At 53.5% G+C, this 22078-nt stretch carries 24 protein-coding genes; 5 read left to right on the forward strand and 19 right to left on the reverse strand.

Annotated features, from left to right (window positions below; all coding sequences use genetic code 11):
* Nucleotides 1-284: 284 nt before the first annotated feature.
* Together pagP and cspE are read left to right on the forward strand one after the other, a co-directional pair.
* Nucleotides 285-860: a lipid IV(A) palmitoyltransferase PagP gene (gene pagP, locus ACOTXR_RS00300; protein WP_014882985.1), complete on the forward strand. Its 576-nt coding sequence runs from the start codon at nt 285-287 to the stop codon at nt 858-860.
* A gap of 190 nt (nt 861-1050) precedes the next feature.
* Nucleotides 1051-1260, forward strand: coding sequence for a transcription antiterminator/RNA stability regulator CspE (cspE, locus tag ACOTXR_RS00305; RefSeq protein ID WP_002439184.1), 210 nt, complete (start codon nt 1051-1053; stop codon nt 1258-1260).
* Nucleotides 1261-1479: 219 nt separating this feature from the next.
* Here cspE and crcB read toward each other — a convergent pair whose 3' ends face one another.
* On the reverse strand, nt 1480-1863 hold the full coding sequence (gene crcB / locus ACOTXR_RS00310) for a fluoride efflux transporter CrcB (protein WP_014882986.1): 384 nt from the start codon (nt 1861-1863) through the stop codon (nt 1480-1482).
* Between the two features lie 67 nt (nt 1864-1930).
* On the opposite strand from crcB, the gene ACOTXR_RS00315 reads away from it, so the two are divergent.
* Nucleotides 1931-2719, forward strand: coding sequence for a deaminated glutathione amidase (locus ACOTXR_RS00315; protein ID WP_050862828.1), 789 nt, complete (start codon nt 1931-1933; stop codon nt 2717-2719).
* A 125-nt stretch (nt 2720-2844) separates the two neighbouring features.
* Entirely contained in the window at nt 2845-3045 is a 201-nt protein-coding gene (tatE, locus tag ACOTXR_RS00320) for a twin-arginine translocase subunit TatE (protein ID WP_014882988.1), read from the forward strand.
* 80 nt (nt 3046-3125) lie between these two features.
* Here tatE and lipA read toward each other — a convergent pair whose 3' ends face one another.
* The 14 genes from lipA to leuS all read right to left on the reverse strand — a co-directional run bounded on the left by lipA (nt 3126) and on the right by leuS (nt 18080).
* Entirely contained in the window at nt 3126-4091 is a 966-nt protein-coding gene (gene lipA, locus ACOTXR_RS00325; RefSeq protein WP_050862827.1) for a lipoyl synthase, read from the reverse strand.
* A 207-nt stretch (nt 4092-4298) separates the two neighbouring features.
* The gene (locus ACOTXR_RS00330) at nt 4299-5252 is read right to left on the reverse strand and encodes a YbeF family transcriptional regulator (protein WP_014882989.1); all 954 of its coding nucleotides are present in this window, start codon (nt 5250-5252) and stop codon (nt 4299-4301) included.
* Nucleotides 5253-5543: 291 nt separating this feature from the next.
* On the reverse strand, nt 5544-6185 hold the full coding sequence (gene lipB / locus ACOTXR_RS00335; protein WP_014882990.1) for a lipoyl(octanoyl) transferase LipB: 642 nt from the start codon (nt 6183-6185) through the stop codon (nt 5544-5546).
* A 94-nt stretch (nt 6186-6279) separates the two neighbouring features.
* Entirely contained in the window at nt 6280-6543 is a 264-nt protein-coding gene (gene ybeD, locus ACOTXR_RS00340) for a DUF493 family protein YbeD (protein ID WP_003858718.1), read from the reverse strand.
* Between the two features lie 105 nt (nt 6544-6648).
* The gene (gene dacA, locus ACOTXR_RS00345) at nt 6649-7860 is read right to left on the reverse strand and encodes a D-alanyl-D-alanine carboxypeptidase DacA (protein ID WP_014882991.1); all 1212 of its coding nucleotides are present in this window, start codon (nt 7858-7860) and stop codon (nt 6649-6651) included.
* A gap of 139 nt (nt 7861-7999) precedes the next feature.
* Nucleotides 8000-9106, reverse strand: a complete 1107-nt coding sequence (rlpA, locus tag ACOTXR_RS00350) for an endolytic peptidoglycan transglycosylase RlpA (RefSeq protein ID WP_058689803.1) — start codon at nt 9104-9106, stop codon at nt 8000-8002.
* A gap of 16 nt (nt 9107-9122) precedes the next feature.
* Nucleotides 9123-10235 (reverse strand): peptidoglycan glycosyltransferase MrdB, encoded by a 1113-nt coding sequence (gene mrdB, locus ACOTXR_RS00355; RefSeq protein ID WP_014882993.1) that lies wholly within the window; start codon nt 10233-10235, stop codon nt 9123-9125.
* A gap of 2 nt (nt 10236-10237) precedes the next feature.
* Complete coding sequence (gene mrdA, locus ACOTXR_RS00360; RefSeq protein WP_421766967.1) at nt 10238-12139, reverse strand: peptidoglycan DD-transpeptidase MrdA; 1902 nt, start codon at nt 12137-12139, stop codon at nt 10238-10240.
* A gap of 28 nt (nt 12140-12167) precedes the next feature.
* On the reverse strand, nt 12168-12635 hold the full coding sequence (gene rlmH, locus ACOTXR_RS00365; protein WP_003858701.1) for a 23S rRNA (pseudouridine(1915)-N(3))-methyltransferase RlmH: 468 nt from the start codon (nt 12633-12635) through the stop codon (nt 12168-12170).
* 3 nt (nt 12636-12638) lie between these two features.
* Nucleotides 12639-12956 carry a ribosome silencing factor gene (rsfS, locus tag ACOTXR_RS00370; protein ID WP_003858696.1) on the reverse strand — a complete coding sequence of 106 codons (318 nt, stop codon included), beginning with the start codon at nt 12954-12956 and terminating at the stop codon, nt 12639-12641.
* Between the two features lie 268 nt (nt 12957-13224).
* A complete protein-coding gene (gene nadD, locus ACOTXR_RS00375) occupies nt 13225-13890 on the reverse strand; it encodes a nicotinate-nucleotide adenylyltransferase (RefSeq protein ID WP_041163044.1) in 666 nt (221 codons plus the stop codon).
* Nucleotides 13883-14914 (reverse strand): DNA polymerase III subunit delta, encoded by a 1032-nt coding sequence (gene holA / locus ACOTXR_RS00380; protein ID WP_058689804.1) that lies wholly within the window; start codon nt 14912-14914, stop codon nt 13883-13885. The genes nadD and holA overlap by 8 nt, the downstream gene beginning before the upstream one ends.
* Complete coding sequence (lptE, locus tag ACOTXR_RS00385; protein WP_014882997.1) at nt 14914-15483, reverse strand: LPS assembly lipoprotein LptE; 570 nt, start codon at nt 15481-15483, stop codon at nt 14914-14916. The genes holA and lptE overlap by 1 nt, the downstream gene beginning before the upstream one ends.
* Before the next feature lie 14 nt (nt 15484-15497).
* Nucleotides 15498-18080 carry a leucine--tRNA ligase gene (gene leuS / locus ACOTXR_RS00390; RefSeq protein ID WP_058689805.1) on the reverse strand — a complete coding sequence of 861 codons (2583 nt, stop codon included), beginning with the start codon at nt 18078-18080 and terminating at the stop codon, nt 15498-15500.
* 214 nt (nt 18081-18294) lie between these two features.
* Here leuS and ACOTXR_RS00395 point away from each other — a divergent pair, with 214 nt between their 5' ends.
* Nucleotides 18295-18777, forward strand: a complete 483-nt coding sequence (locus ACOTXR_RS00395; RefSeq protein WP_014882999.1) for a zinc ribbon-containing protein — start codon at nt 18295-18297, stop codon at nt 18775-18777.
* 79 nt (nt 18778-18856) lie between these two features.
* On the opposite strand, the gene rihA is transcribed toward ACOTXR_RS00395, so the two are convergent.
* The 4 genes from rihA to gltJ form a co-directional block, all read right to left on the reverse strand.
* Nucleotides 18857-19798 carry a pyrimidine-specific ribonucleoside hydrolase RihA gene (rihA, locus tag ACOTXR_RS00400; protein ID WP_058689806.1) on the reverse strand — a complete coding sequence of 314 codons (942 nt, stop codon included), beginning with the start codon at nt 19796-19798 and terminating at the stop codon, nt 18857-18859.
* A gap of 120 nt (nt 19799-19918) precedes the next feature.
* Nucleotides 19919-20644 (reverse strand): amino acid ABC transporter ATP-binding protein, encoded by a 726-nt coding sequence (locus tag ACOTXR_RS00405; protein ID WP_014883001.1) that lies wholly within the window; start codon nt 20642-20644, stop codon nt 19919-19921.
* Nucleotides 20644-21318 (reverse strand): glutamate/aspartate ABC transporter permease GltK, encoded by a 675-nt coding sequence (gltK, locus tag ACOTXR_RS00410; RefSeq protein WP_032637193.1) that lies wholly within the window; start codon nt 21316-21318, stop codon nt 20644-20646. The genes ACOTXR_RS00405 and gltK overlap by 1 nt, the downstream gene beginning before the upstream one ends.
* On the reverse strand, nt 21318-22058 hold the full coding sequence (gltJ, locus tag ACOTXR_RS00415; protein ID WP_014883003.1) for a glutamate/aspartate ABC transporter permease GltJ: 741 nt from the start codon (nt 22056-22058) through the stop codon (nt 21318-21320). The genes gltK and gltJ overlap by 1 nt, the downstream gene beginning before the upstream one ends.
* Between the last annotated feature and the right edge of the window lie 20 nt (nt 22059-22078).

Below are 22078 nucleotides of genomic sequence, written 5' to 3' on the forward strand. Positions count from 1 at the left end.
CAGGCATTTATGTCATCAGGAAGTTGACCGCCAGAAACAGCGTAACATGTCTCTTTAATGATAACAAAATGTTAAAATTATGTGTTTTCCGGCCTGTTAATCGGGATGGATGAAAATGTTATAGTCATACATATTGTGGGTTTATTTGGGCCAGCCTGAACGCTGCCTTAAGAATATTCCCGAAAAGAGGCCTGATATTTAGGAGTAGTGCTGATGCCGTTAAGACGTGGTTCAACTATTGTGTGGTAAACTTTGCTTCGAATATTAAGAATGGTAATTGCATTGTGAGCTTACGTAATACTTTTTTCTCTCTTTTATTGTTTATTTTTGGTCAGTTAACGTTTTCATCTGTTGCACAGGCAGAAGACAACGCGACGAATAAAGGCTGGTTCTCTACTTTTACGGATAATGTTTCGCAGACCTGGTCAGCACCTGAACATTATGATCTCTATGTACCGGCAATAACGTGGCATGCGCGCTTTGCTTATGACAAAGAGAAAACAGATAAATACAACGAGCGCCCGTGGGGGGCTGGTTTTGGTCAGTCACGCTGGGATGAGAAAGGAAACTGGCACGGCATCTATCTGATGGCCTTTAAAGACTCGTTTAATAAATGGGAACCGATTGGGGGTTACGGCTGGGAGAAAACGTGGCGCCCGCTGGCGGACGAGAATTTCCACGTCGGGTTAGGCTATACCGCAGGGGTGACGGCGCGTGATAACTGGAACTACATTCCGATCCCCGTGCTGCTGCCTTTGGCCTCGATTGGCTATGGCCCGGCAACGTTCCAGATGACCTACATCCCCGGGACGTACAACAACGGTAACGTTTACTTCGCCTGGATGCGTTTTCAGTTTTGACTGAAAAAAGGTTACCAGCTGGTGAAAAAACGCGCAGGCATTGATTCCTAAGCGATAAAAATCTGCCAGTGAAAATTAACGCGACTTTAGTCACTTTTTGTCAAAGATCCGCTGGACAAAAGGTCCCACAATTGTTGTACTGGTAACCGACACAGCATTTGTGTCGTTTTTTAATGTAAAGGTAATTTTGATGTCTAAGATTAAAGGTAACGTTAAGTGGTTTAATGAGTCCAAAGGATTCGGTTTCATTACTCCTGAAGATGGCAGCAAAGATGTGTTCGTACACTTCTCTGCAATCCAGTCTAATGGTTTCAAAACTCTGGCTGAAGGTCAGCGCGTAGAGTTCGAAATCACTAACGGTGCCAAAGGCCCTTCTGCTGCTAACGTAATCGCTCTGTAATTCAGACGCGTCAGCAAGAATTTCAAAACCCGCTCATTGAGCGGGTTTTTTTCGTTATGAATCAGCCAAGCAGGTACATTTTCAGGAAGCTGGCAACGATCAGTACGCTCAACAACACCATTCCTGCGCTCATCAGATTCTGTTTCATTCTGTCACCCTCGTTCAGTATGGCCTCCAGAGTGACAGAGAAAAATTAAGCCAACATTAACGCCCCGACGGTTAATGCGTGCTTACTGAGGAAAATAGCCAAAATGCGATCCCTGTCATCGCGAAGGATCCAAGCATGTTGATCGCGATATTCACCAGCGCCCAGCCGATACGGCCTTCCTGAAAGAGAAAAACCGTTTCCGCAGAAAAGGTTGAGAAAGTCGTTAAACCGCCACAGAACCCGGTGGTAATCAGGACCTTCCACATGGGATCGATGTGCGTCATCCGGTTAAACCAGGCCAGCCCCATACCAATGATAAAAGCACCAATCAGGTTGGCAGCCAGTGTCCCCATGGGAATCGCCTGGTGCAGGGGGTTAAACCGCATACTCAGGAACCATCTCGCAACGCTCCCTGTGCCTCCACCAATAAAAACAGCCAAAAGGAGTTGTAACACGCTAAATACCTGCTATTTGATGTGTAAGAGTAGCGAGTTTAACGCTGTTTATGATGAGGGGACAAATATGTATGTGGCGGTAGGGCAGTTTGCAGTCACGCCTGACTGGCAGGTTAATGCACTACAATGCGTGAACCTGATGACACAGGCCCGGCAGAAGGGCGCGTCGCTGTTGGTTCTCCCGGAAGCGCTGCTGGCAAGGGATGATAATGACCCGGATCTGTCCGTGAAGTCCGCGCAGCCGCTTGATGGCGACTTTTTACAGCCGTTGCTCACCGAGAGCGTGGGTAACGCGATGACGACCATCTTAACAGTGCACGTTCCTTCAGTGCCGGGGCGCGCCGTAAATACGCTGGTGGCTATCCGTGATGGCGTGATTATCGCGCGCTATGCCAAGCTTCATCTTTATGATGCGTTCAGCATTCAGGAGTCACGGCGTGTTGACCCTGGTGACCGCGTTGCGCCGTTAATTGATATTGACGGGTTTAAGGTTGGGTTAATGACCTGCTACGACCTGCGTTTTCCTGAGCTGGCATTGCATCTGGCTCTGCAAGGGGCAGACGTGCTGGTATTGCCTGCTGCATGGGTTAAGGGACCGCTGAAAGAGCAGCATTGGGCAACGCTGCTTGCGGCGCGCGCGCTGGACACGACCTGCTATGTCGTTGCTTCCGGGGAGTGTGGCAATAAAAATATCGGGCAGAGCAGGGTGGTTGATCCACTGGGAGTCACGGTTGCCGCAGCAGCGGAAGCGCCGGTGCTGCTGATGACGGAGATATTTTTAGAAAGAATTGCGCTTGCGCGTCAGCAATTACCTGTTCTTCGTAACCGACGCTTTGCGCCACCGCAATTAATGTGATGTTTTTTTCAACAATGCTTGATTCACCTTGTTACAGATTGCTATTGTGTGCACGCGCCAAATGACCGTTAATACAGTCAGGTTTTGGCGCTGAATGCAGCCTGTTTTATGTAAAGAAGGTATCTATGGGTGAGATTAGTATTACCAAACTGCTGGTGGTTGCCGCACTGGTCGTCCTGCTGTTTGGTACCAAGAAGTTACGCACGCTGGGTGGTGACCTGGGGGCTGCCATCAAAGGCTTTAAGAAAGCGATGAACGACGATGATGCAGCCGCGAAGAAAAGCGCTGAGGACATCCCGGCAGAGAAGCTTTCTCACAAAGAGTAATAGCAATGCCTGAGGGCTTGCGAAAAAAAACCGGCTCATCAGGCCGGTTTTTTGCATTACTGTAAATGGATATTACAGCACTATTTGACTTCTTCGCCTTTTGCCTGCATGTCAGCATGGTAAGAAGAGCGAACAAACGGACCGCATGCTGCGTGGGTAAAGCCCATCGCCAGCGCTTCGGCTTTCATCTCATCAAACTCATCCGGGCTGACGTAGCGCTGTACCGGCAGATGGTGACGGCTTGGCTGCAGATACTGGCCCAGCGTCAGCATGGTCACACCGTGGCGGCGCAGATCGCGCATGACTTCGATGATTTCGTCATTAGTTTCACCCAGACCGACCATCAGACCTGACTTGGTAGGGATATGCGGATGGGCTTCTTTAAAGCGCTCCAGCAGCTTCAGAGACCAGTTGTAATCCGCACCCGGTCGTACCTGACGATAAAGACGCGGCACGTTCTCCAGGTTGTGGTTAAACACATCTGGCGGCATCGCGGTCAGGATGTCCAGCGCACGGTCCATACGGCCGCGGAAGTCAGGAACCAGCGTCTCGATTTTAATGTTCGGGCTTTTCTCGCGAATAGCAGTAATGCAGTCAGCGAAGTGCTGAGCTCCACCATCGCGCAGATCGTCGCGGTCAACGGATGTGATGACCACATAACGCAGCGCCATGTCAGCGATGGTTTGCGCCAGTTTTTGCGGCTCGTTAGCATCGGGCGCGACCGGGCGGCCATGAGCAACGTCACAGAATGGGCAGCGGCGGGTACAGATGGCACCCAGAATCATAAACGTCGCGGTGCCGTGATTGAAACATTCAGCAAGGTTAGGGCAAGACGCTTCTTCACAGACGGAGTGAAGGCCATTCTTGCGCATCGCCGCTTTGATCCCCTGGATACGCGAAGAGTCAGCCGGAAGTTTGATTTTCATCCATTCCGGTTTTCTTAACAGCGCCTCGCGCTCGGTAGCCACGTTTTTAACCGGGATAAGGGCCATTTTATCGGCATCGCGGTATTTAACACCGCGTTCCATCACAATGGGTTTACTCATAGCGTGCGTGTTCCAGTTGCGAATATCGAAGGAAAGCGTTTCAATTCAAGGGAATGTTGTATTTATCAACTATTTTTGAACGAACGACAGGCAGTATATCATTGAAACGGCCATGAAAGCAGCCTGCCACGTCGCCAATTTGTAAAATAGTTGTTGTTTTGTGCCTTTCGCCCTGCTTGTGGCAGGGGCTTGTGCTGACACTCGCTGTCAGAAGGCCTGACGGATAATGCGGATGACGTTTTCCAGTACCGGATCGCGCAAACTGAGTTTGTTGTAATGCAGTGAAATCTCGATAGATTCCGCATTGAGCTGGCTGAGTGGAATACTCTCCAGCGACCAGCATTTCCGCAGCAGGTGATACAGGCGTGAAGGCATGATGCACAGCATATCGCTGCTGCCAATCAGGGAGGCGGTGGTAAACATATTGTAACTGCTGAAACTGATCTGACGTTCCGGGAAAATTTCATCAATGCGCTGGCGCAGACCATGGTTGGACTGCCCTTCGGTCATGAAAGACGAGTGGTCGTAATTGCGCAGGTTCTCAATGGTTAACGGCTCGCTGAGCGCGGGATGCTGCTGGCGGCAAACCAAAACCAGATTATCGGCATAAAGCACGTTTTGCCCCAGCGCTCTGGCGCTGAAGCTGCCGCTCTCAATAACCAGATCCGTCTGGAACTGGGCAAGCTGAACGTCAGGTTCGTTGAGTGGCACATTGCGCAACAGAAGCTGGGGAGCATGCTCTTTCACGGCCTGGTAGATGGCGGGCATGACCAGCACGCCCACTGAAGGAGAGCAGCCGATGGTGATCGTTCTTTGTTTGTCATAGCTCCCGGTTAAATCCAGCGCACCCAGAATCGACTCCAGCCCCTGGCTGATGTATTCGTGGAGGTGGGTCGCATAGGCCGTCGGCGTGACGCCCTGGCCTTTACGGATAAATAACGGGTCAGGAAATATAGCGCGTAGCTTTTGAATCGACTGACTTATTGCCGATGGCGTGAGATTAAGAATTTTCGCAGCGTTAACGATACCCTTATGGACATATACTGCCTCAAAAATAGTCAGTAAATTGAGATCAATATTACGTAAAGTCCGAAAAATTTGTGGCTTGTCTTCGCCACCGGGTTCATTCAGTCGTTTGGCTGGTAAATTAGTAGACTCCACGCTTTCACTCCGTATACATTCACAACATGAATGATAGTTGAATTTATTTATTATGCTTGTAGAGATTCGTAAAGTGTTGGTTTTGTTTCACTTGTTTATCAAAAACAAACAGTTGTGTGATTATCACTCACGTTACTTAGCCTGTGTATGCCGTGCTGTCCGGAGGCTAAATAATATGTAACGGCAATATTCGGGCGCTTCGAAAATATAGAATCTGCGGATTATTGTAAAGCGTAAAAGCGGTAAATAAATAGTTGCCCGTCAAATTAACGGGCTCCCCTGTATGATATATTAAGCAGGGATATATTCATGCGGTGGATTGTTAAGTAGCGCTAACACATTCTTCAGAAGAACAGGGCGTATATTATCTGGCGTGGCGGTATCTACCCACTGGCGCATCTGCGTCATTTCCATACCGGCGTAGCCGCAGGGATTTATGCGCTGGAAAGGCGTCAGATCCATATTAATATTCAACGCCAGACCATGGAAGGAACAGCCTTTACGAATACGTAGCCCCAGCGAGCAGATCTTCATTTCGCCAACATAGACGCCTGGTGCATCAGCCCGCGGATGCGCGTCAATACCATATTCCGCCAGCGTGTTGACGACGGTTTGTTCCAGCAACGTCACCAGCTCACGCACGCCAAGCTTTCTGCGCTTCAGATTAAGCAGGACGTACATCACCTGCTGGCCCGGGCCGTGATAAGTTACTTGTCCACCCCGATCGCTCTGGATCACCGGGATATCGCCCGTCATTAATAAATGTTCCGCTTTACCGGCCTGACCCTGGGTAAATACCGGCAGGTGTTCAACCAGCCAAATTTCATCAGGGGTCGTGTCATCGCGTGAATCGGTGAAGTCATGCATAGCCTGGGAGACAGGCTCATAAGGTTGCAGCCCGAGATGACGGACCAGAATTTTATCCTGATACAAAACAGCGTCTCCGAAGACGAGAAACCAACGATGAGGGGGAGTATATCACAGCGGGGGAGAGGGTTACCCGGTAAGCCGGGTAACCGCAAAGGGACTACAGCACCATACGCACAATTTCGATATTGCCGAGTTCTTCGTAGAGCGTCTCAACCTGTTCGATATGGGTCGCGGTGATAGTAATAGAAACCGAGTGGTAGTTGCCCTTGCTGCTTGGTTTTACTGACGGAGAGTAATCACCGGGCGCATGGCGCTGTACCACTTCAACCACCTGATCAACCAGCTCAGGTTTCGCCAGACCCATTACTTTGTAGGTAAATGGGGTAGGGAATTCAAGCAGTTCGTTAAGTTTGGTTTTCATGTCAGCTCCGGCGTAACGTCAAAAAGAATAACTCCCACGTCAGGTGGGAGTTATCAGGATACTTAGTATATGGGGATCAAAATCACACTTTCAAGTGTTCGATTTTTAGCCAAACCAGTGATGGAACATCAATTTAATGTAATCAATGATTTTGCCGAAGAAATTGCCTTCAGGAATTTCCTGCAGAACAACCAGCGGACGCTGATCGATAGTCTTGCCATCCAGCTGGAAGTTGATGGTACCCACGACCTGATTTTTCTGCAGCGGGGCATGCAGTTCGGTGCTGTTCAGGACGTAGCTGGCCTTCAGATCCTTCATACGACCGCGAGGAATGGTCAGGTACAGATCTTTATCCACGCCGAGGGAAGCACGGTCATTGTCGCCGAACCACACTGGCTCAGACGCGAACTCTTTGCCTGCTTTCAGCGGATTCACGGTTTCGAAGAAACGGAAGCCCCAGGTCAGCAGTTTCTTGCTTTCGGTTTCACGACCTTTAAAGGTACGACCGCCCATCACGGCAGAGATCAGACGCATCTGGCCTTCAGTGGCAGAGGCCACCAGGTTGTAACCGGCTTTATCGGTATGACCTGTTTTGATACCGTCAACGTTCAGGCTGTTATCCCACAGCAGGCCGTTACGGTTGGTCTGACGAATACCGTTGAAGGTAAACTCTTTCTCTTTATAGATGGAGTATTCGTTCGGTACGTCGCGGATCAGGGCTTGACCAATCAGTGCCATATCACGTGCGGAGCTGTACTGACCGTCTGCATCCAGGCCGTGTACGGTCTGGAAATGGCTGTTTTTCAGACCCAGCGCGGTGACGTAGCTGTTCATCAGACCGACGAAGGCATCCTGGCTACCGGCGGCGAAATCAGCCATTGCTACGCAGGCATCATTACCTGACTGCAGGTTAATACCCCGGATTAACTGGGAAACTGGAACCTGCATACCGGGCTTCAGGAACATCAGAGAAGAACCTTTGAACACAGGGTTCCCGGTTGCCCACGCATCGTTACCAATGGTGACCAGATCCGTTTCTTTGAATTTACCGGCTTTCATGGCCTGGCCGATAACATAGCTGGTCATCATTTTGGTCAGGCTGGCCGGGTCACGGCGGGCATCGGCGTTCTGTTCTGCCAGAACTTTGCCAGAGTTGTAATCGATCAGGATGTAGGATTCCGCGTCGATTTGCGGAACGCCAGGGATCATGGTCTTGATATTCAGGTCATCGGCATGAGCAGCAGAGAGTGCTGCTGCGCAAAGGGCCGTGGTCAGCGCCATGCGCTGCACAAAACGAGCAGAAAAAGTGGTCTTCATGGTCAGAACTACGACATCCGTGATGGAATTAAAAAAAGTGCCTTACTATAGCAAATGCTATTCAGGCAGGCATCCGACTTTAAGCATGAGTTTGTGAATGCGTTTTACACAAACTGACATTTCGGATACCGCCGATTAATTATTTTGCAACAGTGACGAAGGACTGCAGTTGTGCTTCGCTCTGCAAACGCTGTTGCAGAGACGCTGCCTGCGATTTACTGGCAAAAGGCCCCATCTGAATACGCCAGACCGCGCCGTTCTGCTCAACGCGTCCAGGTACGCCAAACTGCTGGCTTAGACGCTGTTGATACTGCTGGGCTCGGGCCTGATCGCTCACTGCCCCCACCTGAACGACAAAGCCGCCGCTGGCTGCTGCTGGCGCAGCGGCTGCCGCGCTTTGCGTGGTCGCTGGCGCTGTTACCGGCGCTGGCTGCGTCACCGGAGCCGCAACCGGGGCTGGCGTCGGCTCACTGCCTTCCAGCACGCCCGTCGCTAAGGTCGTCGGTGCGCCTAAAAAGCCGCTACTTTTTACCGGTGCGCCAGTGGAATCATCGCTTTGCAGCGTATCATTGCTGATTGGACGTATTTCTCCCGCCGGCTGAGAAGGCTCTGCCGGAGAAGAGACGCTGCCCATTCCGCCGTCAAGATTTGGGCGGTCTGGCAGAGCATAGGTCTGCTTCGCCACCGTCGTACAGGCGGTACCCGGCCCGGACAGCGAGCCATCCTGCGCCACGATAATCGGGTCAATGCGAACTTTGGTGTTGTTCGACGTGTTCAGGCGATCGGCAGACGCGCGGGACAGAGAAATCACCCGGTCATTACCATACGGACCACGGTCATTAATACGCACGACGATCATGCGACCATTAGCCAGGTTAGTGATACGCGCGTAGCTTGGAATCGGCAGCGTTGGGTGCGCGGCAGTGAGCTGCATGGGGTCAAATGTTTCACCGGATGCCGTGAGGTTACTGCCCGGTTCTGCATCATAAATGGCAGCAAAGCCCGCCTGGCTGAAGCGGGAAGGGTCCTGCACGATTTTGTAGCTTTTGCCGTCGCGCTCGTAATCCTGATTCGCGCTGGCATTCAGCGGTTCATAAACGGGATCGGCCCCACTGATTTCAACGATCGGACCATTACACACCACAGGCTGCGGCGGCGCGACGGTTGCCTGTTGCTGACCATCATCACTTGTGCAGGCCGCAAGTAAACTTGCCGCGATGCAGATCCCCAGCCACTGCTTACGCATTCCGATCCCCTTATTTTTAAACGCTTTTTGACAACATTTTTCTGTGGGTATGGATCGACATCACGATCCCAAACCCGGCCATCAACACGATCAGTGCCGAGCCTCCGTAACTGACCAGCGGCAGCGGTACGCCTACTACCGGCAGAATACCACTCACCATACCAATATTTACGAAGACATAAACGAATAAAATCAGCATCAATCCGCCTGCCATGACGCGGCCGAAGGTGGTTTGCGCCCGGGCGGCAATCCACAATCCTCGCATGATCAGCAGCACGTAGAGCGCGAGCAAAATCAGGATACCAACCAGCCCCAGCTCTTCAGCCAGCACCGCAAAGATAAAGTCGGTGTGACGTTCCGGTAAAAATTCCAGCTGCGACTGGGTACCGTGCAGCCAGCCTTTACCGCGCAGGCCGCCGGAGCCAATCGCAATCTTGGACTGAATAATATGATAGCCCGCACCGAGCGGGTCAGTTTCCGGGTCGAGAAGCATCATAACGCGCTGGCGCTGGTAATCATGCATCAGGAAGAACCAGAGGATAGGGATAAACGCCGCAATCAGCACCACAGCGATACCAATCAGACGCCAGCTTAAGCCCGACAGGAAAAGGACAAACAGACCGGAGAGCGCGATAAGGATCGAGGTGCCGAGGTCAGGCTGCGCAGCAACCAGCAGCGTCGGCAGGAAGATCAGCACCAGCGCGATCGCGGTGTTTTTCAGCGACGGCGGACAGACATCACGGTTGATAAAGCGCGCCACCATCAGGGGGACGGCAATTTTGGCAATCTCCGAGGGCTGGAAACGAACAACGCCCAAATCCAGCCAGCGCTGCGCCCCTTTTGAGATGGCGCCGAACGCGTCTACTGCCACCAGCAAAATAATACAGAAGATATAGAGATAGGGCGCCCAGCCTTCATAGACGCGCGGTGGGATCTGCGCCATCACCACCATGATGACCAGACCCATCGCGATCTGGCCGATTTTGCGTTCCATCATACCGATGTCCTGGCCACTGGCGCTCCAGATAACCAGGGCGCTGTAAACCAGCAGAGCCAGCAGGATCAGCAGCATGGCTGGGTCGATGTGGATTTTATCCCACAACGATTTTTTGTTTGGATTATCCGTCATGATTATTGGTCCTCCGCCGCAGCGGCGGCCGGGTTTTCAGCCGGCAGTTCGGTGTTGTTATCACCCAGCATAATGTGGTCGAGGATTTGGCGCATGATGGTCCCTACCGCCGGGCCAGCGCCGCCGTTTTCCAGAATCATCGCCACCGCCACCTGCGGGTTATCGTAAGGGGCAAATGCTGTCATGAGCTTATGGTCACGCAGACGTTCAGCAATGCGGTGTGCGTTGTAGGTTTCGTTGGCTTTCAGGCCAAAGACCTGCGCCGTACCGGATTTTGCAGCCACTTTATACGGCGTTCCGGCGAAATATTTGTGCGCGGTACCGTTCGGACGGTTTGCTACGCCGTACATACCGTCTTTCGCGATTTCCCAGAAGCCGGAATGAATGTCACCCACGGGCGCTTCATGGGGCTGTACCCACGGCACCTTTTTGCCGTCTTCAACGGTGCTTTGCAGCAGATGAGGGACTTTGACCACGCCATCGTTAATGAGGATCATCATCGCTTTGTTCATCTGAATCGGCGTTGCGGTCCAGTAGCCCTGGCCGATACCCACCGGAATGGTATCACCCTGATACCACGGCTTCTTAAAGCGCTTCAGCTTCCACTCGCGCGTCGGCATGTTGCCGGATCGCTCCTCTGAAAGGTCGACGCCGGTGTAGTGCCCGTAGCCGAACTTGCTCATCCATTCTGACAGGCGGTCAATCCCCATGTCATAGGCGACCTGATAGAAGAAGGTATCCGCTGACTCTTCCAGAGATTTGGTCACGTTCAGATGGCCGTGGCCCCATTTTTTCAAGTCGCGATAGCGTTTTTCAGACCCGGGTAGCTGCCACCAGCCCGGGTCAAACAGGCTGGTATTACGGTTGATGACACCCGCACTCAGCGCCGAGACCGCCACATACGGTTTTACCGTAGATGCCGGCGGGTAAACGCCTTGCGTGGCGCGGTTGACCAGCGGCGTATTGGGATCATTCAGCAGGCCGGAATAGTCTTTACTGGAGATGCCGTCAACAAAGAGATTCGGGTCATAGCTAGGCATGGACACCATAGCCAGAATTCCCCCGGTACGCGGATCGGTGACCACGACGGCGGCGCGACTGCCCGCCAGCAGGGTTTCAATATACTGCTGCAGTTTGAGGTCGAGCGTCAGATAGACGTCATGCCCCGCCTGAGGCGGAACTTCTTTCAGCTGTCGAATGACGCGGCCACGGTTGTTAACCTCAACCTCTTCATAGCCGGTCTGCCCATGCAGGACATCTTCGTAGTAGCGTTCGATCCCGAGCTTGCCGATATCGTGCGTCGCGGCATAGTTCGCCAGCTTGCCGTCTTTATCAAGGCGGTCAACGTCTTTGTCGTTAATCTTGGAAACGTAGCCAATAACGTGCGTCAGCGCGGAGCCGTAAGGATAGTAGCGACGTTTGTAACCCTTCACTTCCACGCCGGGGAAGCGGTACTGGTTCACCGCAAAACGGGCCACCTGAACTTCCGTCAGATTGGTTTTCACCGGAATGGAGGTAAATCGGTGGGAACGGGCGCGCTCTTTTTTGAAGGCTGCGATATCGTCATCGTTGAGATCGACAACGCTTCTTAGCGCCTCCAGCGTGTCCTGAACATTATCGACCTTTTCCGGCATCATCTCGATTTGATAGATGGTGCGGTTTAGCGCCAGAGGGGTGCCGTTACGGTCGTAGATAATGCCGCGGCTGGGCGCGATAGGCACCAGCTTGATGCGGTTTTCGTTTGAACGCGTCTGGTAATCGGTAAAGCGGACGATTTGCAGATTATAAAGGTTGGCGATCAGCACGCCGGTAAGCAGCAAAATCCCCGTAAAGGCGACCAGTGCCCTGCGCACAAACAGCGCGGACTCAGCCGTATAGTCGCGAAAAGAATTCTGTAGTTTCATCCGCTGCTTAATCTACCCTGGTCAGTCATTACTCGCGGTGATAGGGGTGGTTGGTAGTAATGCTCCACGCGCGATACAGACTTTCTGCCACCAGGACCCGAACGAGCGGGTGGGGCAGCGTCAGCGCGGAGAGAGACCAACTTTGTTCTGCTGCCGCTTTGCAGGCAGGGGACAACCCTTCAGGTCCGCCAATCAGCAGACTAACGTCACGGCCATCCTGCTTCCAGCGCTCCAGTTCGTGCGCCAGCTGCGGCGTATCCCAGGGTTTACCCGGGATATCGAGGGTGACGATGCGGTTCTTGCCAGCGGCAGCCAGCATCAGTTCGCCCTCTTTATCGAGAATACGTTTAATATCCGCGTTCTTACCGCGCTTCCCGGCAGGGATCTCCACCAGTTCGAACGGCATGTCTTTTGGAAAACGACGCAGATATTCAGTAAAACCGGTTTGTACCCAGTCCGGCATTTTGGTGCCGACGGCGACCAGCTGCAACTTCACGCATTAACCCCAGAGTTTTTCCAGCTCATACAGGCGACGGCTCTCTTCCTGCATGACATGGACAATCACATCGCCGAGGTCAACCACCACCCAGTCAGCGGTCGCTTCACCTTCAACGCCAAGCGGTAACAGTCCTGCTGCACGCGATTCCTGAACCACATGGTCGGCAATCGAAACAACATGACGCGTAGACGTCCCGGTGCAGATAATCATGCAGTCGGTGATACTGGATTTACCCTTAACGTCGATAGCGATGATGTCCTGACCTTTCAGGTCATCAATTTTGTCGATAACAAAATCCTGGAGTGCTTTACCCTGCAAGTTTTCCCCCTGGGTGAATAAGATGGTGCAACTATGAATTTGTAGCCAGACAGTATACCTGAACTGGCGCCCTTGTCGGGACAAATGTCACCGGCCGGGATTTTGAAGGCGGGTATCATCCCACCCTCTGCCAGAGATTGCATCGCCATTTTTGTAAAACAATTTCTGTAAAGCAATGACTGGCGGGAAAGTCTGGCAGCGGAGGATAACAGTATGGCTTAACCTGTCAAGGCAGGAGAATCAATAAGCCGCTTTTTATGACGCCTGACTAAACATCTGCGCTTTTCTGATACAACCCGTGCGTATGAATATACGCCAGCACCGGGGCAGGCAGCAGATCGTCACACGTTAAACCGTGTTGTAAACGCTCACGAATAAGGGTGGCGGAGATATCGAACCACGGGGTTTCCGCCAGATAAATCTTCCCGGCGGGCTGGTTGTGAAGATCCTCTACGTTATCGGTAAGATGGTCTTCAAGCCATTGCTGATACTGCTCTTCACGCATGGTCAGCGGATAACCTGGGCGGCGGCAAACGAGCAGGTGGCTGTTCTCCAGAATGGTTTCATACTTGTGCCACGTGGGAAAGTTGAGCAGAGAATCCTGACCAATGATAAACGCCAGCGGCTGGTCAGGCCCTTGCTCGGCTCGCCACTCCTGCAGCGTTTGCGACGTCCACGAGGGGGTGTCGCGACGCAATTCCCGTTCATCAAGCCTGAAAAGCGGTTTATCCGCAATGGCAAGCGTTAGCATCTCTTTTCGCTGCTCGCTGGTTGCCTCAGGCTGAGGGCGGTGCGGCGGAACGTTATTGGGCATAATGGTGACGCGCTGCAGGCCGATCAAATTCGCCAGAATTTCCACCGGCTTAAGATGCCCGTAGTGTACCGGGTCAAAGGTGCCGCCATACAGGGCCTGTAAAGAGTGCATACTATCCATCAATAAATACGTCAGCCAGCGCCTTGTGGCAGAGCAGCAGGGAAAGGCTTTCCAGCTCCGCCCAGACCGACTGGCCGAAATCTTGTTTTAAGGTGAGCTCAGCGCGCATCAGAAGCTGGACAGCCTGACGAAGCTGTTCATGGCTCAGGCGGTTGACGGCCTCGGTGGTCATTGCGCGGCGATTTTGCCATACCCGGTGTTTATCAAACAGCGCGCGCAGCGGCGTATGGGCAGACTGTCGCTTGAGCGTAATCAGCAGCAACAGTTCACGCTGCAGCGTACGCAGCAGAATAACGGGCTCGCTGCCTTCCAGGCGCAGCTGCTGAAGGATATGCAGGGCGCGTTTACTTTTCGCGGCCAGCAATGCATCCACCCAGTGGAACGGCGTGAAGTGCGCGGCGTCATTAACGGCCTGCTCGACGCGGGGGAGTGTCAGTTTGCCATCCGGCCAGAGCAGGGAGAGTCTGTCCAGCGCCTGTGCCAGCGCCAGGAGGTTACCCTCATAGCAGTAGCAGAGCAGTTGATTTGCCGCATCATCCAGCTGAAGGTTGTTCTGCTTTGCTCTTGCGGCCACCCATTTTGGCAGATGCGCCTGCTCAGGTGTCTGACAGGTAACCAGCACCGCGTGGGTCGCCAGTTGAGTGAACCACGCGGCATTTTCCTGCGCTTTGGTGAGCTTATTGCCGCGGACAATTAACAGCAGATCGCTGTGTAGCAGGCTCACCAGAGTGGCAAGCTGCTCATTGATGGCCGCGTTAGGGCCGTTTTCCGGCAGCAGGATCTGAATTGTCTGACGCGACGCGAAAAGGCTCATCGCCTGACAGAGTGAGAAGAGGGCGTCCCAGTCGGTATTGTTATCCACCTGGACGGTATGGTGTTCATCAAAGCCCTGAGCACCTGCAGTATGTCGCACGGCATCCAGGCTTTCCTGCAGCAGTAAGGGATCGTTTCCAAGCAGCAGATACGCCGCGCGCAGCCCTTCATTGAGCTGCGCGCGGAGTTGTTCAGGATACAGCCTGATCATCAGTTACCCATAGAGGTAGAAACCGGGGGCGTACTGGCATCCGGTTTTTCAATAATGTCAGAGCCTTCTTTTGTCGACGCGGCAATACCTGGCAGTTTACGGATCAGCTGTTCCGCTGCCTTGTCGTACATTTCGTTGATGATAATCTGCTGTTCGGCATCTTTCGCCAGCGCCGTTTGCGGGTTATCAAAGAACGAACGGTACACTTTTGTGCTGATCGGATAGATGTCTTTACCCGGGATCAGCACGGCTGCGTTAACAGTCATTACCATCTGATACTCTGCGGTACGGCCATCCTGGAAGATAGACGCTGTATCTTTGCTCAGGGTCGTCCCCAGAACGCGGAGAGACGGTACATCCTGGCGCAGCGTGTCTTTCTCAATGAGTTCGACACCGTTCAGGCGCAGCTGGTTACGAACCGCCCGGCTGAATGGGCCATTCGGATCTGATGAGTCGAAAATCATCGTTTTCATCTCAGCAGGCACTGCCGTGGTATTGCGCAGGTGCCAGCCACAGCCAGCGGTGACAAGCACCGCCAGTGATAAGAGTATTGTTGCCAGTTGTCGCACGTTTCCTCCCGCGCTTAGCCAACGACCAGATTGAGCAGTTTACCGGGTACGTAGATCACTTTACGTACGGTAACGCCCTCAAGATATTTCGCGACCAGAGGTTCCTGGCCTGCACGCTCGCGAACCTGTTCTTCGGTTGCGTCGACCGCCACGGTAATTTTACCGCGCACTTTGCCGTTGACCTGGACTACCACCAGCGTGGTGTTTTCCACCATTGCTGCTTCGTCCGCAACCGGCCACGGCGCGTTGTCGATATCGCCTTCGCCTTTCAGTTCCTGCCACAGAGTAAAGCTGACGTGTGGCGTGAACGGGTTCAGCATGCGAACGACGGCCAGCAGCGCTTCACGCATTAAGGCACGATCCTGCTCGCCATCCTGCGGGGCTTTCGCCAGCTTGTTCATCAGTTCCATAATAGCCGCAATTGCGGTATTGAAGGTCTGACGACGACCAATATCATCGGTGACTTTTGCAATTGTTTTATGAACATCACGACGCAGCGCCTGCTGATCTTCCGTCAGGGCAGCAGCGTTCAGCGCCGGAGCATCACCCTGTGCGGTATGTTCGTAAACCAGTTTCCAGACGCGTTTCAGGAAGCGGTTCGCGCCTTCAACACCGGATTCCTGCCACTCCAGCGTCATGTCAGCCGGAGAGGCAAATATCATGAACAGACGCACGGTATCTGCACCGTAACGCTCAACCATCACCTGCGGGTCGATACCGTTGTTTTTCGACTTGGACATCTTGCTCATGCCGGTATAAACCAGCTCATGACCTTCAGCGTCTGTCGCCTTCACGATACGGCCTTTCTCGTCGCGCTCTACGATCGCGTCCACCGGAGACACCCAGTTACGCTCGCCGTTCGCGCCAACGTAGTAGAAGGCATCAGCCAGCACCATGCCCTGACACAGCAGCTGTTTGGCTGGTTCGTCAGAATTCACCATGCCAGCATCGCGCATCAGCTTATGGAAGAAGCGGAAGTAGAGCAGGTGCATGATGGCGTGTTCGATGCCACCGATGTAGATGTCTACCGGCAGCCAGTAGTTGGCCGCGTCAGAATCCAGCATGCCTTCCTGATACTGAGGACAGGTGTAGCGTGCGTAATACCAGGAAGACTCCATAAAGGTGTCAAAGGTGTCGGTTTCACGCAGCGCAGGCTGGCCGTTAACGGTGGTTTTCGCCCACTCAGGATCGGCTTTGATCGGGCTGGTGATGCCGTCCATGACCACATCTTCCGGCAGGATCACCGGCAGTTGATCTTCTGGCGTCGGCATCACGGTGCCGTCTTCAAGGGTCACCATTGGAATTGGCGCGCCCCAGTAACGCTGACGGGAAACGCCCCAGTCGCGCAGACGGAAGTTGACTTTACGCTCACCTACGCCCAGCGAGGCCAGCTTGTCAGCGATGGCATTGAAGCCCTCTTCGAAGCTCAGTCCGCTAAATTCGCCGGAGTTGAACAGGGTGCCTTTTTCGGTCAATGCCTGCTCAGACAGGTCGGGTTCAGAACCGTCTGCGGCCAGGATAACCGGCTTAATGGTCAGGCCATATTTGGTGGCAAACTCATAGTCGCGCTGATCGTGTCCCGGAACGGCCATCACCGCACCGGTGCCGTATTCCATCAGCACAAAGTTCGCCGCCCAGACAGGAATAGCTTCACCCGTCAGCGGGTGAATCGCTTTAAAGCCGGTATCAACGCCTTTTTTCTCCATCGTCGCCATGTCGGCTTCAGCCACTTTGGTGTTGCGGCATTCGTCGATGAAAGTTGCCAGTTCCGGATTGTTCTCTGCCGCTTTCTGCGCCAGCGGGTGACCTGCGGCCACGGCCAGATAGGTCGCTCCCATGAAGGTGTCCGGACGGGTGGTGTAGACGGTCAGCGTTTGGTCGTAGTTCTCAACGTTGAAGGTAATTTCCACACCTTCAGAACGGCCGATCCAGTTGCGCTGCATGGTCTTAACGGTGTCAGGCCAGTGATCCAGTTTATCCAGATCGTTCAGCAGTTCGTCAGCGTAAGCGGTGATTTTGATAAACCACTGCGGGATCTCTTTACGCTCAACTTTGGTGTCACAGCGCCAGCAGCAGCCGTCGATAACCTGCTCGTTTGCCAGAACGGTCTGGTCATTCGGGCACCAGTTAACCGCAGACGTCTTCTTGTACACCAGGCCTTTTTTGTACAGCTCAGTGAAGAATTTCTGCTCCCAGCGGTAATATTCCGGGGTGCAGGTCGCCAGCTCGCGGCTCCAGTCATAGCCGAAGCCCAGCATTTTGAGCTGGTTTTTCATGTACGCGATGTTGTCGTACGTCCATGGTGCCGGTGCCGTATTGTTTTTTACTGCTGCGCCTTCTGCCGGCAGGCCGAACGCATCCCAGCCGATAGGCTGCAGCACGTTTTTGCCCAGCATACGCTGGTAACGGGCGATCACATCACCAATGGTGTAGTTACGCACGTGGCCCATGTGTAGTCGACCAGAAGGATAGGGAAGCATCGACAGGCAGTAATACTTCTCTTTGCTCTCGTCTTCGGTTACTTCAAAGGTGCGCTTCTCGTCCCAGTGTTGCTGGACTTTTGATTCTATCTCTTCCGGGCGGTATTGCTCTTGCATGGCAGCCAGTGGTCCTGTTTTTAATACAGCTACAAATGTAGCCAATGGATGTGGTAATTCAGATCCGCATAGCATAGCCCAAACGTCCGCGTCAAAACAGCCTTTCGCACAAAAGCACTTTGCAGGAATTTACCGGGTCTGTGCTTCACCTGACAAAGCGGCGGTGAAATAAGGTCTATTATTAGAGTTAGTTACTTACCCGGGAGGCAAAATGATGAACAAGGTTGCTCAATTTTACCGCGAGCTGGTGGCGACACTGACGGAGCGGCTGCGTAACGGCGAGCGTGATATTGATGCGCTGGTCGAACAGGCGCGTGCCCGCGTGACGCAAACGGGTGAGTTAACGCGAACCGAAGTGGAAGAGGTGACGCGTGCGGTACGTCGTGACCTGGAAGAGTTTGCGCGTAGCTATCAGGAGAGCCAGGAAGAGGTCTCGGACAGCGTGTTTATGCGGGTGATCAAAGAGAGCCTGTGGCAGGAGCTGGCGGATATCACCGATAAAACGCAGCTTGAGTGGCGCGAGGTGTTTCAGGATTTGAACCATCACGGTGTGTACCACAGCGGCGAAGTGGTAGGGTTGGGAAATCTGGTGTGTGAGAAATGTCATCACCACATCGCGGTGTATACGCCGGAGGTGCTGCCCTTGTGCCCGAAATGCGGTCACGACCAGTTCCAGCGCCGGCCGTTTGAGCCCTAGGTAAAAGCAAAACGGCAACCCTGTTGCCGTTTTTAGTGTTTGCTCCCTCTCCCCGTGGGAGAGGGTTGGGGTGAGGGCATCAGGCCGCACTATAGTAAGCCAGCCTTTCCGCCAGCAAATCTACAAACGCTTCCCGGTCGATATCCACCATCACCGCAGTATTCGGCTCGTTCCCCGTCAGCGAGTAGTAATCCACCACCGTCATTCCCTGGGTATATTTCCCCTGCGTTTCCACACCAACCCAGCGGTCAACCGTGGTAAACATCTCAGGTTTCAACAGCCAGGCAATCGTGCACGGGTCATGCAGCGGTGCGCCATGGAAGCCCCATTTCTCGGCTTTGTGGTACTCCATAAAGAAGTTGAGCAGTTCTGCCACAGTCGTTGCCACCGGATTACCCACAGAGCGGAAGCGTTCAATATCGTCTGCCATAATTTGGGCCCGATGCGTCACATCCAGCCCCGCCATCACAATCGGCAGACCGGACTGGAAAACGATCTCTGCGGCTTCAGGGTCAACATAGATATTGAACTCCGCGGCAGGCGTCCAGTTTCCGAGCCCCATTGCGCCGCCCATGATGACGATCCGGGCGATTTTACCGTGCAGTTCTGGATGGCTGTTAAGCAGCAAGGCCACGTTCGTCTGCGGACCTGTAGCCACCAGCGTCACGGGCTCTGCACTTTCGCGCAGCACCTTCGCCATCAACTCAACGGCGGTGCAGCCTTGTGGCGCGAAGCCCGGTTCCGGCAGTTCAGGGCCGTCCAGTCCACTTTCGCCATGAACGTTATCCGCAATGATCAGCTCGCGCATCAGCGGTTTCACGGCGCCGCCGGCGACAGGAATATCGGTGCGTTTGAGCAGGGTCAGCATGCGCAGCACGTTGCGCAAGGTTTTATCCGGCGTCTGATTTCCGGCGGATGCGGTAACCGCTTTTACGTCCAGTTCAGGGGAGGCAAGAGCGAGGACGAGAGCAATGGCGTCATCATGACCCGGATCGCAATCGAGAATAATAGGCTGTGCCATAGCGTTCTCCATACGTAGCGTTATTTTGTGACAAGGTTAACGCTGCAATGTGACGCCGACGAGAACAAGAGCGCGAAAGCGTGAGGCAGTGCGCAATCCGCAGATTGCGCACTGAGAAGATTAATGCAGGATTTTGGCGAGGAAATCTTTTGCACGTTCGGATTTCGGGTTCGCGAAGAACTCTTCTTTCGGCGAGTCTTCCACGATCTTCCCTTCGTCCATAAAGATGACGCGGTTGGCCACTTTACGGGCGAAGCCCATTTCGTGCGTCACCACCATCATGGTCATCCCTTCGTGCGCCAGCTCGACCATAACGTCGAGCACTTCGTTGATCATCTCTGGATCGAGCGCCGACGTCGGTTCATCAAACAGCATTGCCACCGGATCCATACACAGCGCGCGTGCGATCGCGACACGCTGCTGCTGACCACCCGAAAGCTGCGCCGGGAACTTATCGGCATGTGCAGAAAGCCCAACGCGCTCCAGAAGCTTAAGGCCTTTCTCACGCGATGCTTTTTTATCGCGCTTAAGCACTTTCACCTGCGCCAGCGTCAGGTTCTCGATGATAGAGAGGTGAGGGAACAGCTCAAAGTGCTGGAACACCATGCCAACGTGAGAGCGAAGCTGGGCAAGGTTGGTTTTTTTGTCGTTCACTTTGGTGCCGTTAACAACAATTTCGCCCTGCTGCACAGGTTCCAGACCATTAACGGTTTTGATCAGCGTGGACTTACCGGAACCGGACGGGCCGCACACCACCACCACGTCGCCTTTTTTCACTTCCGTGGAGCAGTCGGTCAGCACCTGAAAGTGCCCATACCATTTAGAAACATTTTTCAGGGAAATCATTATACCGTCCTTTTCTTCAGCCAGCTGACCAACAGCGACGCGCTTAAACTAATCACAAAATAGACCGCGCCCGCGAAGAGCACCATCTCGACCTGCGTACCATCACGTTCACCGATGGTTGACGCGGTACGGAAGAAGTCTGCCAGACTCAGGACATACACCAGCGAGGTATCCTGGAACAGCACAATGCCCTGGGTCAACAGGAGCGGAACCATGGCGCGAAACGCCTGCGGCAGAATAATCAGCTGCATGGACTGCCAGTGCGTCATCCCCAGCGCCAGCGCGGCGCTGGATTGCCCGCGGGAGATGCTCTGAATGCCCGCGCGGATAATCTCTGAGTAGTAAGCGGCCTCAAACATTGAGAACGCCACCATCGCCGAGATCAGGCGGATATCGGTTTTCGGCGACAGTCCCAGCACGTTCTGTAAGAAGCCCGGAACAATCAGGTAAAACCACAGCAGCACCATCACCAGCGGGATGGAGCGGAAAACGTTAACGTAGGCGGTCGCAAACCAGGCGAGTGGCTTAAAGCTCGACAGGCGCATCACCGCCAGCAGGGTGCCCCAGACGATACCAATGATGATGGCAATAACGGTGATTTTTAAGGTAATCACCAGGCCATCCAGCAGGTAAGGTAAGGAAGGAACGATAGAACTCCAGTCAAATTCGTACATTATTTGCCCCCCAGATTGCCCGGCAGGCGTACTTTGCGTTCAACCAGGTTCATCACCAGCATGATGAAAGCGTTAATCAGAACATACGCGAGCGTGATCGCGGTGAAGGATTCCCACGCGTGAGCGGAGTAATCCAGCAGCTTGCCCGCCTGGGCCGCCATATCGACCAGGCCGATAGTGGAGGCGATGGCCGAGTTTTTCACCAGGTTCATCATCTCCGAGGTCATCGGTGGCACGATAACGCGGTAGGCATTAGGCAGCAGCACGTAGCGGTAGGTTTGCGGCAGGGTCAGACCCATCGCCAGACCCGCATTTTTTTGTCCGCGGGGTAATGACTGAATGGCGGCACGCACCTGCTCACAAACGCGCGCAGCGGTAAACAGCCCCAGACACATCATGGAGGAGACAAAGAACTGCACATTTGGATCCAGCTCCGACTTGAACCACATGCCAATATTTTCCGGCAGCAGTTCCGGGATAACCAGATACCAGGTAAAGAATTGCACGATGAGCGGAACGTTACGGAACAGTTCCACATAGAGCGTGCCCAGTGTTGAAAGAAAACGGTTAGGGACGGTGCGCAGAATACCGAACAGCGAACCGACAAGAAACGCGATAATCCACGCTGTTATCGATAGTGCCACGGTGACCTGGAAGCCGCTCCACAGCCAGCCAAGATAGGTGGTGTTGCCGAACGGGGCTTGTTGCAGGAATATGCCCCAGTTCCAGTCTATTGACATAATAAACTCCAGAAAAAAAA

The organism is Enterobacter cloacae complex sp. IR53030, from assembly GCF_049238365.1.
GTDB classification, from domain to species: Bacteria; Pseudomonadota; Gammaproteobacteria; order Enterobacterales; family Enterobacteriaceae; genus Enterobacter; species Enterobacter kobei.

Excerpts from the sequence above, each read along its gene's own strand:
- cspE (WP_002439184.1), top strand. The coding sequence starts at position 1,051 with ATGTCTAAGATTAAAGGTAACGTTAAGTGGTTTAATGAGTCCAAAGGA.
- ACOTXR_RS00315 (WP_050862828.1), top strand. The coding sequence starts at position 1,931 with ATGTATGTGGCGGTAGGGCAGTTTGCAGTCACGCCTGACTGGCAGGTT.
- tatE (WP_014882988.1), top strand. The coding sequence starts at position 2,845 with ATGGGTGAGATTAGTATTACCAAACTGCTGGTGGTTGCCGCACTGGTC.
- lipA (WP_050862827.1), bottom strand. The coding sequence starts at position 4,091 with ATGAGTAAACCCATTGTGATGGAACGCGGTGTTAAATACCGCGATGCC.
- ybeD (WP_003858718.1), bottom strand. The coding sequence starts at position 6,543 with ATGAAAACCAAACTTAACGAACTGCTTGAATTCCCTACCCCATTTACC.
- dacA (WP_014882991.1), bottom strand. The coding sequence starts at position 7,860 with ATGAAGACCACTTTTTCTGCTCGTTTTGTGCAGCGCATGGCGCTGACC.
- rlpA (WP_058689803.1), bottom strand. The coding sequence starts at position 9,106 with ATGCGTAAGCAGTGGCTGGGGATCTGCATCGCGGCAAGTTTACTTGCG.
- mrdB (WP_014882993.1), bottom strand. The coding sequence starts at position 10,235 with ATGACGGATAATCCAAACAAAAAATCGTTGTGGGATAAAATCCACATC.
- mrdA (WP_421766967.1), bottom strand. The coding sequence starts at position 12,139 with ATGAAACTACAGAATTCTTTTCGCGACTATACGGCTGAGTCCGCGCTG.
- nadD (WP_041163044.1), bottom strand. The coding sequence starts at position 13,890 with ATGGATAGTATGCACTCTTTACAGGCCCTGTATGGCGGCACCTTTGAC.
- holA (WP_058689804.1), bottom strand. The coding sequence starts at position 14,914 with ATGATCAGGCTGTATCCTGAACAACTCCGCGCGCAGCTCAATGAAGGG.
- leuS (WP_058689805.1), bottom strand. The coding sequence starts at position 18,080 with ATGCAAGAGCAATACCGCCCGGAAGAGATAGAATCAAAAGTCCAGCAA.
- ACOTXR_RS00395 (WP_014882999.1), top strand. The coding sequence starts at position 18,295 with ATGAACAAGGTTGCTCAATTTTACCGCGAGCTGGTGGCGACACTGACG.
- rihA (WP_058689806.1), bottom strand. The coding sequence starts at position 19,798 with ATGGCACAGCCTATTATTCTCGATTGCGATCCGGGTCATGATGACGCC.
- ACOTXR_RS00405 (WP_014883001.1), bottom strand. The coding sequence starts at position 20,644 with ATGATTTCCCTGAAAAATGTTTCTAAATGGTATGGGCACTTTCAGGTG.
- gltK (WP_032637193.1), bottom strand. The coding sequence starts at position 21,318 with ATGTACGAATTTGACTGGAGTTCTATCGTTCCTTCCTTACCTTACCTG.
- gltJ (WP_014883003.1), bottom strand. The coding sequence starts at position 22,058 with ATGTCAATAGACTGGAACTGGGGCATATTCCTGCAACAAGCCCCGTTC.